Origin of the sequence: Rhodanobacter sp. B2A1Ga4 (genome assembly GCF_018101315.1) — a bacterium.
In the GTDB taxonomy this organism is placed as follows: domain Bacteria; phylum Pseudomonadota; class Gammaproteobacteria; order Xanthomonadales; family Rhodanobacteraceae; genus Rhodanobacter; species Rhodanobacter thiooxydans_A.
The window spans coordinates 1,252,404-1,266,602 of the sequence record NZ_JADBJR010000001.1 but is presented as its reverse complement, the minus strand read 5'-3'; the positions used below and the strand labels follow the sequence as shown (position 1 = coordinate 1,266,602).

General features: G+C 65.1%; 13 protein-coding genes. 7 read left to right on the top strand and 6 right to left on the bottom strand.

Translation table 11 applies throughout. The features are described 5' to 3' along the window. The first annotated feature begins 135 nt into the window (after positions 1-135). From IMW82_RS05930 to panE, 3 genes are all read left to right on the top strand, one after another. A complete protein-coding gene (locus IMW82_RS05930) occupies positions 136-1,383 on the top strand; it encodes a cysteine desulfurase (protein WP_108472633.1) in 1,248 nt (415 codons plus the stop codon). 73 nt (positions 1,384-1,456) lie between these two features. Beyond that, positions 1,457-2,371, top strand: coding sequence for an acyltransferase (locus IMW82_RS05925; RefSeq protein ID WP_108472424.1), 915 nt, complete (start codon positions 1,457-1,459; stop codon positions 2,369-2,371). A gap of 1 nt (position 2,372) precedes the next feature. Next, positions 2,373-3,305, top strand: a complete 933-nt coding sequence (gene panE / locus IMW82_RS05920) for a 2-dehydropantoate 2-reductase (RefSeq protein ID WP_108472425.1) — start codon at positions 2,373-2,375, stop codon at positions 3,303-3,305. Between the two features lie 64 nt (positions 3,306-3,369). Here the strand turns inward: panE and IMW82_RS05915 are convergent, their stop codons facing one another. Continuing rightward, positions 3,370-5,406: a M13 family metallopeptidase gene (locus tag IMW82_RS05915; RefSeq protein ID WP_108472426.1), complete on the bottom strand. Its 2,037-nt coding sequence runs from the start codon at positions 5,404-5,406 to the stop codon at positions 3,370-3,372. 178 nt (positions 5,407-5,584) lie between these two features. On the opposite strand from IMW82_RS05915, the gene IMW82_RS05910 reads away from it, so the two are divergent. Both IMW82_RS05910 and IMW82_RS05905 read left to right on the top strand, forming a co-directional pair. After that, entirely contained in the window at positions 5,585-6,133 is a 549-nt protein-coding gene (locus IMW82_RS05910; protein WP_108472427.1) for a GNAT family N-acetyltransferase, read from the top strand. Next, on the top strand, positions 6,130-6,444 hold the full coding sequence (locus IMW82_RS05905) for a non-heme iron oxygenase ferredoxin subunit (protein WP_108472428.1): 315 nt from the start codon (positions 6,130-6,132) through the stop codon (positions 6,442-6,444). The genes IMW82_RS05910 and IMW82_RS05905 overlap by 4 nt, the downstream gene beginning before the upstream one ends. A 91-nt stretch (positions 6,445-6,535) precedes the next feature. On the opposite strand, the gene IMW82_RS05900 is transcribed toward IMW82_RS05905, so the two are convergent. Further along, a complete protein-coding gene (locus IMW82_RS05900) occupies positions 6,536-7,318 on the bottom strand; it encodes a MipA/OmpV family protein (protein WP_108472634.1) in 783 nt (260 codons plus the stop codon). Between the two features lie 140 nt (positions 7,319-7,458). Between IMW82_RS05900 and IMW82_RS05895 the strand changes: the two genes are divergently transcribed. Both IMW82_RS05895 and IMW82_RS05890 read left to right on the top strand, forming a co-directional pair. Continuing rightward, complete coding sequence (locus IMW82_RS05895) at positions 7,459-8,160, top strand: MtnX-like HAD-IB family phosphatase (protein ID WP_108472429.1); 702 nt, start codon at positions 7,459-7,461, stop codon at positions 8,158-8,160. A gap of 53 nt (positions 8,161-8,213) precedes the next feature. Beyond that, positions 8,214-9,617 (top strand): aspartate aminotransferase family protein, encoded by a 1,404-nt coding sequence (locus IMW82_RS05890; RefSeq protein ID WP_108472430.1) that lies wholly within the window; start codon positions 8,214-8,216, stop codon positions 9,615-9,617. Between the two features lie 294 nt (positions 9,618-9,911). On the opposite strand, the gene IMW82_RS05885 is transcribed toward IMW82_RS05890, so the two are convergent. The 4 genes from IMW82_RS05885 to IMW82_RS05870 all read right to left on the bottom strand — a co-directional run bounded on the left by IMW82_RS05885 (position 9,912) and on the right by IMW82_RS05870 (position 14,175). Next, the gene (locus tag IMW82_RS05885; RefSeq protein ID WP_159082208.1) at positions 9,912-11,141 is read right to left on the bottom strand and encodes a hypothetical protein; all 1,230 of its coding nucleotides are present in this window, start codon (positions 11,139-11,141) and stop codon (positions 9,912-9,914) included. Positions 11,142-11,560: 419 nt separating this feature from the next. Continuing rightward, positions 11,561-12,064 (bottom strand): hypothetical protein, encoded by a 504-nt coding sequence (locus tag IMW82_RS05880; RefSeq protein ID WP_108472432.1) that lies wholly within the window; start codon positions 12,062-12,064, stop codon positions 11,561-11,563. A gap of 606 nt (positions 12,065-12,670) precedes the next feature. Further along, on the bottom strand, positions 12,671-13,903 hold the full coding sequence (locus IMW82_RS05875; protein ID WP_108472433.1) for a beta-ketoacyl-[acyl-carrier-protein] synthase family protein: 1,233 nt from the start codon (positions 13,901-13,903) through the stop codon (positions 12,671-12,673). Then, on the bottom strand, positions 13,903-14,175 hold the full coding sequence (locus IMW82_RS05870; protein ID WP_108472434.1) for a phosphopantetheine-binding protein: 273 nt from the start codon (positions 14,173-14,175) through the stop codon (positions 13,903-13,905). Before IMW82_RS05870 ends, IMW82_RS05875 begins: the two co-directional genes overlap by 1 nt. Between the last annotated feature and the right edge of the window lie 24 nt (positions 14,176-14,199).

The window sequence follows — 14,199 nt, the reverse complement described above, 5'->3', positions numbered from 1 at the left end:
TGCCCTTGTCTCCTCCCCCTGCTGCGCAGGGGGAGGTTGGGAGGGGGTAAGGCTTTTGACTTGAAGATCAAGAGCAGACCCCACCCCGACCCTCCCCTGTCCACAGGGGAGGGGCCACCCTTGGAAATGTCGAAGATGACTTCATCACAAGCCAGCACGCCCACCGTCTTCGACGTCCAGCGCATCCGCGCGGATTTCCCGCTGCTGGCGCGCACGGTACACGACAAGCCGCTGGTGTACTTCGACAACGCCAACACCAGCCAGAAGCCGCTGTCGGTGATCGAGGCGGTGGATAACCACTACCGCGAACACAACGCGAACGTGGCGCGGGCGGTGCATCAGCTGGGCGAGGAAGCCACCACCGCCTACGAGGGCGCGCGCGACAAGCTGGCTCGCTTCATCAACGCGCCGTCACGCAACGAGGTGATCCTCACTTCCGGCACCACCCAGTCGATCAACCTGGTCGCCTACAGTTACGCACTGCCGCAGCTGAAGCCCGGCGACAGCATCCTCACCACGGTGATGGAACACCACGCCAACATCGTGCCGTGGCAGCTGGTGGCCGCGCGCAGCGGCGCCTCGGCCAAGGCCGCGCCGATCGACGAGCGCGGCGAGCTGATCGTGGAGAAGTACGTCGCCATGCTGACGCCGGAGGTGAAGCTGGCCTGCGTCACCCACGTCTCCAACGTGCTGGGCACGGTCAACCCGGTGCGCGAGATCGCGCGCGAATGCAAAAAGCGCGGCATTCCGCTGCTGGTCGACGGCTCGCAGGCGGTGCCGCACCGGCCGGTCGACGTGCAGGCGCTGGGCTGCGATTTCTACGCGCTCACCGGGCACAAGATGCTGGGCCCCACAGGCACTGGCGTGCTGTGGGCGAAGCGCGAACACCTGGAGGCGATGCCGCCGTTCTTCGGCGGTGGCGAGATGATCCGCGAGGTGTGCTTCAGCGGCACCACCTTCGCCGCGCCACCGCACAAGTTCGAGGCCGGCACGCCGAACATCGCCGGCTTCGTTGGACTATCGGCAGCGATCGACTACTACGAGTCGATCGGTTTCGCGGCGATCCATGCGTGGGAGCAGAACCTGCTGGCCTATGCCACCGAAAGGCTGCGCGAGATTCCCGGCCTGCGCATCATCGGCGAGGCGGCGCAGAAGGAGCCGGTGATCTCGTTCCTGCTGGAAGGCGCCCAGGCCACCGACATGGCCACCCTGCTCGACCTGCAGGGCGTCGCCGTGCGCTCCGGCCACCACTGCGCGCACCCGCTGATGCAGTTCTACGGTGTGCCGGCCACGCTGCGCGCCTCGCTGGCGTTCTACAACACGCGCGAGGAGATCGACGCGTTCGTGGTGGCACTGCTCAAGGTGCGCAAGCTGCTGATGTGAAGCAGCGCCGGCCGCATGGTCTGTCGCTGCCGTCGGCATTATGCTTCCCGTCCCACCCGCCACGACCGACCCCATGCTTGCCAAGCTCCCCGGCCCGATCCGCATCCTGCTGGCCATGCTGCTGCTCGCCATCAACATCCTGCTGCACGTGCTGCCGCTGTTCGCGCTCGCCCTGGTCAAGATGATCGTGCCGCTGCACGCGATCCGGCAGGCCTGTTCGCGCGCGCTGGTGGCGATCGCGGAGAGCTGGATCGGGGTCAACAACTTCCTGTTCGGCCTGTTCACCCGCATCCGCTGGCAGGTCGAGGGGCTGGCCGGCCTGCGCCGCGACGGCAACTACTTGGTGCTGTGCAACCACCAGAGCTGGGTGGACATCCCGGTATTGCAGAAGGTGTTCAACCGGCGCATCCCGTTCCTGCGTTTCTTCCTCAAGAGCCAGCTGATCTGGGTGCCGCTGCTGGGGCCGGCATGGTGGGCGCTGGATTTCCCGTTCATGAAGCGCTATTCGAGGGAAACCCTGCTGCGCCATCCCGAGCTGCAGGGCAAGGACCGGGAGGCCACTCGCCGTGCCTGCGCGAAGTTCCGGCATATGCCGGTGTCGGTGATGAATTTCGTCGAAGGCACCCGCTTCACGCCGGCCAAGCACGACGCGCAGTCCTCGCCGTACCGGCACCTGCTGCGGCCGAAGGCCGGCGGGCTGGCGTTCGTGCTGGACGCGATGGGCGACGCGTTGCATGCAGTCCTCGACGTCACCATCGTCTACCCGGAAGGCCGTGGCACGATGATGGACCTGATCGCCGGCCGCGTGCACGACATCCGCGTGCACGTGCGCGAGCTGCCGATCGACGCCACCCTGGTAGGCAGCTACGACGACGACGCGGCGTTCCGCGGGCGCGTCAAGCTGTGGGTGAATGCGCTGTGGAGCGAGAAGGACGCCCGGGCCACGCGCATGCTGACGGCGGCGGATGCCGCACCGACTGGAGAGTGAGATGCGTATTCTGATCGTGGGTGCGGGCGCTACTGGTGGCTACTTCGGCGGCCGGCTGCTGCAGCACGGGCGCGACGTGACGTTCCTGGTGCGCGAAAAGCGCGCGGCGCAACTGGCGCAGCACGGCCTGTCGATCAGGAGCGCCACCGGCGATGCCGAGCTGTCGTCGCCACCCACCGTGCTGGCCAGCGGCCTGCGCGGGCCGTACGACCTGATCCTGCTGAGCTGCAAGGCGTATGGCCTGGAGCAGGCGATGGCCGACATCGCGCCGGCGGTGGGGCCCGACACCGCGATCCTGCCGCTGCTCAACGGCATGCGTCAGCTCGACCTGCTGGACGCGCGCTTCGGTGCGCCGCACGTGCTTGGCGGGCAGTGCGTGATCGCCGCCACACTGGATGCAGATGGCACCGTGCGGCACCTCAACACCTCGCACAGCCTTACCTTCGGCGAGCGCGACGGCAGCGCGTCCGGGCGCATGCAGCAGATCACGCAGGCCCTTTCCGATGCGGGCTTCGACGCGCGTCCAAGCAGCACAGTCCTGCAGGAGATGTGGGACAAGTGGATCTTCCTGGCCACGCTGGCCGGGATCACCTGTCTGATGCGCGGTTCGGTCGGCGATATCGTGGCTGCGCCCGGCGGCACCGCCGCAGCGCTGGACCTGCTGGAGGACTGCCGCGCCGTGGCGGAACGGTCCGGCCACGCACCCAGCGAGAAGACCCTGCAACGCGCTCGCAGCGTGCTGACCGAGGCCGGTTCTACGCTGACCGCCTCTATGCTGCGCGACCTGCAGCACGGGCATCCGATCGAAGCCGATCATGTGGTTGGCGACATGCTGGCGCGCGCCGACCGGTCGCGTGACGAGCGCTCGCTGCTGGCTGTGGTCTACACCCATCTGAAGATCTACGAGGCAAGCCGGGTGTCGCCGTCGGCGTGATGCCGCAGGCATGAAAAAGCCGCGGCCTCGCGGCCGCGGCTTCGGGTGACTCAGGTGCACTGGCTTACCAGATCTTCACCTGCTTCGCGCCGTCGCGCACCATCGCGTCACCACTTTTGCACTGGAACGCCCTGGCGAATTCCGGCATGTTCGACGGCGCACCGATCGCGCGGAATTTTGCCGGTGCGTGCGGGTCGGTGTTGAGCAGGGTCAGCTGCGCTTCGGGACGGATGCTGCCACGCCAGACGCGGGCCCAGTTCAGGAAGAAGCGCTGGTCCTGGGTATAGCCGTCGATCTTGCGGCTCGCTTCGGCCGGGTTTTTCGACAGCGCCATCTGCAACGCGGTGTACGCCGCGTTCAGGCCGCCCAGGTCGCCGATGTTCTCGCCCATGGTGAGCTGGCCGTTGACGTGCTTGCCGGGCAGCGCCTCGTAACCGTCGAACTGCGCGCCGAGCTTCGCGGTACGCGCCTCGAACGCCGTGCGATCGGCGTCGGTCCACCAGTTGACGTTGTTGCCGCTGGCGTCGAACTTGCTGCCCTGGTCGTCGTAGCCGTGCCCCATCTCGTGACCGATCACCGCGCCGATGCCGCCGTAGTTGATCGCATCATCCGCGCTGGCGTCGAAGAACGGCGGCTGCAGGATCGCCGCCGGGAACACGATCTCGTTCTTCTGCGCGCTGTAGTAGGCGTTCACCGTCTGTGGGGTCATGCCCCACTCGGTGCGGTCGACCGGCTTGCCGATCTTGGCCACGCGGTATGCGTAGTTGAACTGGCGCGCCGCCTGCACGTTGGCGTAGTAGTTGTCTGGCGCGAGAGTGAGGCCGCTCCAGTCGCGCCACTTGTCCGGGTAGCCGATCTTCGGCACGAAGGTGGCCCATTTCTCCAGCGCCTTCTGCTTGGTCGCGTCGCTCATCCATTCCAGCTGTTCGATGCGCGTCCTGAACGCGGCGCTCAGATTCTTCACCAGCACCTCGGCGCGCTGCTTCGAGCTGGCCGGGAAGTTGTCCACCACGTACAACTGGCCGAGTGCCATGCCCATGCTGCCGTTGGTGGTTTCCAGCACGCGCTTCCAGCGTGGCTGCATTTCCTTCTGGCCGTTGAGCGTCTGCTGTTCGAACGCGAAGTCTTCGTGCTGGAACGGCGCAGACAGGTACGGCGCCGCATTCGAGATGGCGTGGTAGCGGAAATAGGCCTGCCAGGTGCTGACGGGTACATCACCGAGCATCTTCTGCATTTCGGCGAAGAACTTCGGCTGTGACAGCGAGAAGCCCTTCGTCACGTCGGCGCCCTGCGCCTTGAAGAACGCGGCCCAGTCGAAGCCCGGCGTGACCTTGTCAGCCTCGGCGATGCTGACGAAGTGGTAGCGGTTTTCCGGCTTGCGCATTTCCACGCGCGGCAGTGAGGCGGCGGCAAGGCGCGTTTCGAAGGCCAGTACGGCTGTCGCCTGCTTCTGCGCGTCGGCGGGGCTGATGCCGGTGAGTTCGAGCATTTTGGCGATGTGTGCCACGTAGGCGGTGCGGATCTTCGCGAAGTCCGGCTTGCTGTAGTAGTCGGTGGTCGGCAGCCCCAACCCGCCTTGGCCGGCGTACGCGATCTCCTGGTTGGAATCCTTGAAGTTCGCGTTGCCGCCGAAGCTGAAAAGTACCGGCTCGCCGCGGGCGTAGCTGTCACGGATGTAGGCGGCCACATCGGCGCCGTTCTTCAACGTGGCGATGCGCGCCAGCTGCGGCTTGATCGGGTCGAAGCCGGCCTTGTCGATGGCCGCCGTGTCCATGCCGGAGGCATACAGATAGCCGATCTTCTGCTCGATCGAACCCGGTGCGGCGGTGGCCGCTTCGCGCGCGGCCTTCTCGACGATCTCGCGCTGCACGTTGAGGCTGCCCTCGCGCAGCGCGTCGAACGACCCCCAGCGCGTGCGGTCGGCGGGGATCGGGTTGGCGGCCACCCATTTCGCGTTGACGAAGCCGTTGAAGTCGGTGCAGGCATTGATCGAGCCGTCCAGTTCGGCTACGTCGAAAGCGGTGGTGGAGGCGGCCAAGGCGCTGCCGCCCAGCGTCATCGCCAGGACAAATGCCAGCGGCTTCATGCAACGGTGCTTCATGGAGGGTTTCCTTCGGGTCGGGGGACGCAGGCGTCCGGTCGGTGCGGATGTCGCAATAAATTGCGATCCCCGCAGGCTAGGCAGGCGTCCGGTGAGCTGCCCAGTGTCGAAGGTCATGCCCGGTCCGCCTGTTTCAGGTCATGGTGGGCGCGCCGGGTGGCGCACTATCATCGCGGCGATGAGCACCCAGACCCTTCCCGTTTTCCGCGCGGCGACCACGGCCGATGTCGACGCCATCGTGGCGCTGGTCGAATCCGCCTATCGCGGCGAATCCGGCCTGCGCGGCTGGACCACCGAATCGCACCTGCTGGACGGCCAGCGCACGGATGCGGACGACGTACGCGCGTTGATCGAGCGTCCCGACAGCCGCGTGCTGTTGGCCGAATGCGATGGCCGGCTCATGGCCAGCTGCCATGTCGAGCGCCAGGGCGACAACGGCTATTTCGGCATGTTCGCGGTCGATCCCGGCGAGCAGGGCAGCGGCCTGGGCAAGCAGGTGCTGGCCGAGGCCGAACGGATCGCGCGCGAGGAGTGGCATTGCCGCGGGATGCGCATGACGGTGATCGTGCAGCGCGAGGAGCTGATTGCCTGGTATGGCCGCCGTGGTTACCGGCGCACCGGTGAATACCAGCCGTTCCCGTACGGCGACGAGCGTTTCGGCATCCCGCGCCGCGACGATCTGCGCTTCGAGGTATTGCGCAAGGACTTCGACGAGGTGACGGCATGACCGGCTGGGTACGGGTCGGCACCCGCAGCGATTTCCTGCCGGGCGAGTACAAGGTGGTGTGGGACGGCGACACGCCGATCGCGGTGTACAACATCGACGGCGCGCTGTACGCGGTGGAAGACACCTGCACCCACGACGGCGGCGACCTGGCCGGCGGCGAGGTGTTCGGCTTCGAGGTGGAATGCCCCCGCCATGGCGCCCGCTTCGACCTGCGCACCGGCGCGGTGACGAAACCGCCGGCGTACGAGCCGATCGCGAGTTTCCCGGTGCGCGAGGAAGACGACGCCATCTGGACCCGCGACGACCGCTGAGATCCACCGGGTTTTGCCGTAACACCGTGACGCCGTAACGCCGGCAGAAGCCCTTGTCAGCAGCGGGTGTATGCCGAAATCGCGTGTGGCCTCACAGGTGGTAGACGAACGCCAGCGATTCCGACAACTGCGTCTGCGAGCCGTAGCGGGTGACCAGCGGGCTGCCGGCGGCATCGCCGAGCAGGCGCCCGTAGACCAGTGCCAGCGCCACGCCGGTGTGCTGGCTGGTGGGCATGAACAGGTCGTACTCCAGCGAGGCGAGCTGACTGCCGGCGCCGGGTTGCCATGCCTGCACCGACAGCGCACGCGCGGCTTGCGGATCGATGCCGAAGAAGCGGTTCATCGCCGGCGCGTTCATTGCCTGCCAGCGCAGCTCGAAGGATTGCTGGAGCAGACCCAGCGACGGCAGATCCCATTCGGCATACAGGCCAAGATAGGCGCCGGCACCGTTGATGTCGTGGCTGAGGGTGGCGCCAACGTCGACCTGCCGGGTGAGCTGCCATTCCAGGTAGCCGCCCAGGTTGATCCGTGGCGACAGCGGCGCGATCTTGCCACGCAGGCTGCCGAGATCGTCGCGCGAACGCCCCCACTGGTAATCGCCATGAATGCCGCCGTGCCAGGTACTGCCGCGGATCAGGTCGACCTGCAGTCCGTCCAGCGTGGAGAAACTGCCGTGGCCGGGCAGTTCGATGTCGAAGTACGGTACCGGCTCGCTGTGCTGGCTCCTGGCGCCTGGCCAGCTGGGCATGCGCTGCATGCCGACGCCGACGGCAAACAGGGTGGAGTCGGTCGCCGCCATGCAACCCAGCGGCCACAGCAGGCACGCTGCCAGCAGCAGGCGAAGTCGCAGCAGATGGGAGTGGCGATCCGGCATGGGGCGGCAGCATACGGGTTGCCGGTGCGCTTCGGTGGACGACGCGATGCGCGCGCTCAGCATCCGTTCGGAAAGGGGAAAGGGCGCCGAAAGACAGCTTTCCTAGGCTGCACGGCATCATCCATGCGAGTGTGCCAACGATGCCCGTTTCCGGCTGGACCATCCTGTGCGACTTCGACGGCACCATCTCCGTCGAGGACGTGATCGACTCGCTGCTCGACCGTTTCGGTCGTCCCGGCTGGGAAGTGCTGGAACAGGACTGGCGCGCCGGCCGGATCGGTTCGCGCGAGTGCATGGCCGGGCAGGTCGACCTGTTGCAGATGAGCCGCGCCGAACTCGACGCACACCTGGCCGAGATGTGGATCGACCACGCGTTTCCGGGTTTCGTGGCGAAGGCGCGCGAACTGGGCGTGCCGATCCGCGTGGTCAGCGACGGTCTCGATTATGCGATCCACCGGATCCTCGCCCGCTACGGCCTGGACGACCTGCCGCTGGCGGCGAACCACCTGGCGCCGGCCACACCACCGAAACAGTGGCAGTTGACTTCGCCGTTCCAGGCCGACGGCTGCCGCAGTGGTACCTGCAAGTGCGCTTGCGTGGCCCAGGCCCGCGAAACGGGCGCGAAGACCTTGCTGATCGGCGACGGCGCCTCGGATTTCTGCGCCGCCGACCACGTCGACTTCGTATTCGCCAAGCACCGGCTGATTGAGCATTGCCGCGCCGCCGGCATTCCCTACGTGCCGATCACCGGCTTCGAGGACGCGCTCGAACTGTTGCCGCAACTGCTCGACGGCAGCCTGTTCGACCGCCCTGCCGTGCCGGCGCCGGTCGCGCTGGCCTGACCGCCACCAGCCCGCGTGCTTTTCCCATCCTGTTTACCGACTCCGGATTTCCGATGAATGTTTTCGACAAGAACGCCTCCGCGGTGATCGACGACGCCCAGCTGCTTGCCGACGAGGCGAAGTACAGCTCGTTCGGCGACACCGTGCATTACGTGGACCCGCCGAAGATCTTTCGCACCTGCGAAGGCAGTTACATGTACGACACCGCCGGCGTGCCGTTCCTCGACCTGCAGATGTGGTACTCGGCGGTCAACTTCGGCTACGGCAACAAGCGCCTCAATAACGTGCTGAAGAACCAGATCGACCTGCTGCCGCAGGTGGCCAGCCAGTACCTGCACCAGACTCGCATCGAGCTGGCCAAGACGGTGGCGCTGGACGCCAAGAAGAAGTTCGGCCTGGACGGCCGCGTGCACTTTAACGTGGGCGGCGCGCAGGCGATCGAGGATTCGCTCAAGCTGGTGCGCAACTACAAGAACGGCAAGAGCCTGATGTTCGCCTTCGAGGGCGGCTACCACGGCCGCACGCTGGGCGCCTCGTCGATCACCTCCAGCTACCGCTACCGCCGCCGCTTCGGCCATTTCGGCGAGCGTGCGATGTTCCTGCCGTTCCCGTACCCGTTCCGTCGCCCGAAGGGCATGACCGCCGAGGAGTATTCCGACAGCTGCGTGAACCAGTTCGCGCGCCTGTTCGAAACCGAATACAACGGCGTGTGGGATCCGAAGACGAACCAGTGCGAGTACGCCGCGTTCTACGTCGAGCCGATCCAGGGCACCGGCGGTTACGTGATCCCGCCGCCGGGCTTCTTCAAGGGCCTGAAGAAGGTGCTCGACCAGTACGGCATCCTGATGGTGTCCGATGAAATCCAGATGGGTTTCTGGCGCACCGGCAAGCTGTGGTCGATCGAACATTTCGGCGTGACGCCGGACGTGGTCGTGTTCGGCAAGGCGCTCACCAACGGCCTGAACCCGCTGTCCGGGCTGTGGGCACGCGAGGAGCTGATCAACCCGACCATCTTCCCGCCAGGCTCAACCCACAGCACGTTCAACTCCAACCCGCTGGGCACCTCGCTCGGCCTCGAAGTCATCAAGATGGGCTACGAGCTGGACTACGAGACCACCGTGCCGAAGAAGGGCGCGCACTTCCTCGAAGGCCTGCGCGGGCTGCAGAAGAAGCACAAGGAAATCGGCGACGTCGACGGCCTGGGCCTCGCCCTGCGCGCGGAGATCTGCACCGAGGACGGCTTCACCCCGAACAAGGCACTGCTCGACAAGATGGTCGACATCGGCCTCGCCGGCGACCTCGAGCACAATGGCAAGAAGATCGGCCTCGTGCTTGACGTGGGCGGCTGGTACAAGAACGTGATCACCTTCGCGCCGTCGCTGGACATCACCCACGAGGAGATCGATCTGGCGATGTCGCTGCTGGATCAGTTGCTGACGAAGGCCAAGAAGGGCTGATAGTCGCAATGTGGATCGAAGGCCCGGCAGGTGACTGCCGGGCCTTTTTCATACCCGCGGCTTTCTCCCTCTCCCCGTCATGTCTGCGAAGGCAGGCATCGCACCCTCACATCCGTCATGCCTGCGAAGGCAGGCATCGCACTTCGCCTGGCAATGAATACCTTTGCAGGAGCCCGCTCGCTTATGTGTGTTATTTGGGAGAGAGCGAGAGCTTCAAAAGCAAGAGACCACGATATTGGCTTTCGATGGTTCGCCCGCATGACTTGGCGAGGATTGCTTCCTCGCAGTACCGCCTCAAGGGTTGCTGAAAACGGTGCCGTGCGGAATGGCGCTCCCCTTCCAACCATCCGGCCACGCGCGCGTCAATTCGATCACATCTGACTCGAGTGTCAGTTTGCCGGTGCGGCGATCAATCGTGGCGAAGCGCACTTTGGTATCGAGCGCGCCATAACCCGTGATAACCAGACGGTTGCCGCCCGGTTCGAGGGATAGCCAATGCGGGTATTCATCCGGCGGTAGCAGAATGCGGCTGACTTCGCGAGGATGTTCCGGATCATGCATGTCGAGACTCGCGATGGCGTGCCCGCTCTGCATCGTTTCCACCAGAAAATTGCCCGCGACTACCGGCACCTCGCAGGTGCGGTAGCCGAAGTCATAGACATGTTGCAGCGATGGATTATCGCCCGCCAGGTTCTGAACCAGGAAAAGACCGCAGTTGAACGTCGGTACGACGACTGTTTTGCCGTCTGCCAGCAGGCGAGGCTCGGACGAATCCGCAGCCGTATCGTAAAACCAGTCGGGTTGCGGCGGCAGCGGCAGGGTTCTGATCAACTTCAGGTCGGAAAGCTGCCAGACCTGCGCCACGTGGCTGGGCTGCGCGCCCATCATGTCCGCGCTGCCGGTGACTACGCGGTTGAGCTTTTCATCAACTGCCAAGCTGTACGGGCGAATGTTGGGATGCCCTGGCACGATCGCCGACGCAGTTCTCACGACCCGTCCTTGCGGATCGAATTCCACCAGTCCGCCCGAGGCATGATTGAACCCGCCGGAATACTGGAAGGTCGCCAACATATTTCCGTTTGACAGATAGGCGAACGAGTGTGGATAGCCGAAAGTGCCGACGCTACCGAATTTCCGCGCCAACCGCGGATGCACGGGGTCACGAAGGTCAAAGACGTAAGTACTGTTCCCGAACCAGTCGTTGGCATACAGGACACCATTCGGGGGTTCCGCATAGTTCGTGTGATGCGCCATCACCGCCTCACCAACGGGCAGCATCGCCACGAGCTTTCCGAACGACGGTCCTTTACCGACATCGAACACGGCGAGGAAGTCGTTGCCCAGTCCGAGTCGAACACGCCTTGCGGCGATACCGGCCGGCGTCATTGCCGTATCAGCGGCGTGAGGATGACTGGCTTCCATGGCCCACACGAAAAGATACCGGCTGGAACCGGGCGCCGCTGCCGCGATCAGTGGAAACATCGGAATCAGCAGCATCAAGCAGCGGAACATTGCCCTTTTCATGGCTCGTTTCCTCGTTGATTGGTGGCAACGCTACTTCACGACGGAGATATGTGGAACGGGCTTTTTCTTGAATGCGTTTTACAGCATGTGTTCGCACAACCGCGTGGCGGCAACGAGCCTTCCCGAACACATGACGGTCGCGAACGCCTCTTTTGTCGGTCAGCGACCATCGGGCAAGTGCCGCCAACCGACCAGTCGGCGCCCTCCCGGCGTCCCCCCGATTCCCAAGTAGGAAAGCCAATCCAGCTTGGTACGGTATGCCCTTGCTCGGCGCTCAAAAATCTTTGCAGTTGCGAGGCAATCACACGCTCGATCCCAGCATTGCTGTGCCTGCTGATTGACGGCCATCCGTGTAGTTCCCCTAGCCGTTCTAACGCTGGAGTTAAGCGGCGGCGTAGCCGTCCGCCTTGAACGAATGGTTAGAGGCTGCGACCACCGGTGCCAGCGTAACGGAGCCGAAGCAGAAGCTTCGACGTAGCCCGAGAGCCAAAAACAAGAACAACACCGAGCAGGCACCGTAAAACACTTGATACCAGCGAGGCGACTATGGATAGCGAAGGCGTGCCAAACGCACGAATAGCCGTAGCGACCAACGCCGGAAACGCAAAGACGAAGATGAGCGTGCCTGCGGCGACGAATGTTGCGTTGACAACTGACTGGACGTTTACGTGGGCCACGGGTTCATCGCTGATGCCCCGCGCCGCCAGCCTCGCGAGGTGAGGTGCACACCACCAGATGACGATTGCCGCGAATGCCGGCCCGAACAACGAAATTATGGCGATGATTGAGAACGGCATGCCGACCTCATTTTGCATCGGCATAACCACGAAGGCGGCAGCGTCAGCTAGGTATTCAAAGGCCTGCGAAGCTACGAAAACGGCCAACACTCGTAGCGCAAGTGTCATGAGCTCTTGTGGCTTCATGTTTTCGACCTCTAACTACTGAATAGGCGGACCCGTGAGCCCGGTTATACATGCGCGATCGCGCCAAGAAATTCTGACGCAACCCCTTGTTCTGAAGGGAGCTTATCTTCGCCGAGTCCGGCTCACAACCAAGCGTATAGCCGGACGGCGAGCCGGGTCCGTGAACGTCCGCTTCGGGTCTTGGATTCAAGCGGTCGATCAGCAATTGGCTCTGTAACTCTTGCCCTTGTGAAGGGACATGACAGGCCGCGCGCGGTGCTTTGGCTTTGCTCCGGCTTTTTCTGAAAGTGCGGGCCAGGATGGCCCGCTGCTCTACCGGGGGCCCCTGTGCGGTGGTGAGTCGGGGTCGACACTCCGGGCATCCTGCCCTCCGCCCTTCGGGCCGGCTTCGCCGTTCACATGCGCTCCTGCGCATGCGTGGCCACGCAAAGAGAAAGTAACTCGGCTGCCGAAGGCAGACGAAAGCTCTTCGCTCTGAATGCCCCGAGAGCATCGCGCACAAGCGCGCTTCTACAAGGCATGCGTCGTCTTGCGCGACGGGTGAAGTGCGATTCCTGCCTTCGCAGGAATGACGGGTGAGAGGCGGGCTGCTTGAGGCGTTCCCGCTCAGGGCGCCCGCTTCAACGCCAGCACCGCGTTCAACCCGCCGAACGCGAACGAGTTGCTGAGCACCGCCCGCACCGGCATCTCGCGCGCGGTGTTCGGCACGTAGTCGAGGTCGCAGGCGGGGTCGATCTTGTCGAGGTTCGCGGTGGGCGGCACCACGTTGTCGCGCAGGGCACCGATCGCGGCGACCAGTTCCAGTGCGCCGGAGGCGCCCAGGGCGTGGCCGTGCATGGACTTGGTGGAGGACACCGCGAGGCGGTCGGCGTGCGCGCCGAAGGCGAGACGGATCGCCTTCGTCTCGGTGGCGTCGTTGGCCTGGGTACCGGTGCCGTGGGCGTTGATGTAGTCGACGTCCTGCGGCGCCAGGCCGGCGTCGTCCAGCGCCTGGCGCATCGCGGCGGACGAGCCTTCCGCGCTGGGCATCACGATGTCGGTGGCGTCGGCGGTCATGCCGCAGCCGGCCAGTTCGGCGAGGATGGTGGCGCCGCGCGCCTGCGCATGCTCCATGGATTCCAGCACGAAGATGGCCGCGCCTTCGCCGAGCACCAGGCCGCGCCGGTTGGCGCTGAACGGGCGACAGGTGTCGTCGGCCAGCACGCGCATCGCTTCCCACGCACGCAGCGCGCCGTAGGTGAGGCAGGCCTCGGTGCCGCCGGTGATGGCGGCGTCAGCCATGCCGTAGCGGATCATTTGTGCGGCCTGGATGATCGCGTGGTTGGCCGAGGCGCAGGCGCTGGCGACCGCGAAGGTGGGGCCGCGCAAACCGTACGCGATGCTGATCTGGCTGGCCGAGGCGTTGGTCATCAGCCGCACGATGGTGAGCGGATGCGCGCGGTTGGAATTCTCCGCGTACAGCCGCCGACTCTGCTCGTCCTGGGTGGTCTCGCCACCCACGCCGGTGCCGACGATCACCGCGGTGCGCAGTCCGAGTCCGTGGTTGGCGAAATCCACCCCGGATTGAGCGACCGCTTCACGCGCCGCGTGCAGCGCAAATTCCGAGGTGCGGTCGAGCATCGGCAGGGTGCGTTCGTCGATGTCCGCCGCCGGGTCGAAGCTGGCCGGCACCTGCGCGGCGACCTTTACGCGCAATCGTTCGGCGTCGGGGTGGCGCAGCGGGCCAATCGCGCTGCGCCCTTCGCACAGGCCTTGCCACAGCGCCGCGGCACCGACGCCGAGCGGGCTGATTGCGCCCATGCCGGTGATCACCACGCGGCGCAGCGGCAGGCTCTGCATCAGTTCGCTCCCTCGCCGGCGGCAGCCTTGTCGGCCAGCGCCTTGTCCACTGCGTCGACCAGGCTCTGCGCGGTGTCGCTGTCGAAGTTGGCGCCCTGCTGGTCGGGGAAGGTGATGTCGAAGTGCTCTTCGATGTCGAAGATCAGCTCGATCGCCTCCAGCGAAGCGATACCGAGGTCCTTCAGGGTGGATTCGGGCTTGATCGTCGCCGCGTCGATCTTGGCCTGCGTGGCGATGATCTCGAAGACTTGCTGCTGGGTCGTTGCGGTCATGACAGGGTCCTTGATGGCAGGCAA

Coding starts and splice junctions, on each gene's coding strand:
- IMW82_RS05880 (WP_108472432.1), bottom strand. CDS start 12,064: ATGAAGCCACAAGAGCTCATGACACTTGCGCTACGAGTGTTGGCCGTT.
- IMW82_RS05910 (WP_108472427.1), top strand. CDS start 5,585: ATGAGCACCCAGACCCTTCCCGTTTTCCGCGCGGCGACCACGGCCGAT.
- IMW82_RS05930 (WP_108472633.1), top strand. CDS start 136: ATGACTTCATCACAAGCCAGCACGCCCACCGTCTTCGACGTCCAGCGC.
- IMW82_RS05905 (WP_108472428.1), top strand. CDS start 6,130: ATGACCGGCTGGGTACGGGTCGGCACCCGCAGCGATTTCCTGCCGGGC.
- IMW82_RS05925 (WP_108472424.1), top strand. CDS start 1,457: ATGCTTGCCAAGCTCCCCGGCCCGATCCGCATCCTGCTGGCCATGCTG.
- panE (WP_108472425.1), top strand. CDS start 2,373: ATGCGTATTCTGATCGTGGGTGCGGGCGCTACTGGTGGCTACTTCGGC.
- IMW82_RS05890 (WP_108472430.1), top strand. CDS start 8,214: ATGAATGTTTTCGACAAGAACGCCTCCGCGGTGATCGACGACGCCCAG.
- IMW82_RS05875 (WP_108472433.1), bottom strand. CDS start 13,903: ATGCAGAGCCTGCCGCTGCGCCGCGTGGTGATCACCGGCATGGGCGCA.
- IMW82_RS05915 (WP_108472426.1), bottom strand. CDS start 5,406: ATGAAGCACCGTTGCATGAAGCCGCTGGCATTTGTCCTGGCGATGACG.
- IMW82_RS05870 (WP_108472434.1), bottom strand. CDS start 14,175: ATGACCGCAACGACCCAGCAGCAAGTCTTCGAGATCATCGCCACGCAG.
- IMW82_RS05895 (WP_108472429.1), top strand. CDS start 7,459: ATGCCCGTTTCCGGCTGGACCATCCTGTGCGACTTCGACGGCACCATC.
- IMW82_RS05885 (WP_159082208.1), bottom strand. CDS start 11,141: ATGAAAAGGGCAATGTTCCGCTGCTTGATGCTGCTGATTCCGATGTTT.
- IMW82_RS05900 (WP_108472634.1), bottom strand. CDS start 7,318: ATGCCGGATCGCCACTCCCATCTGCTGCGACTTCGCCTGCTGCTGGCA.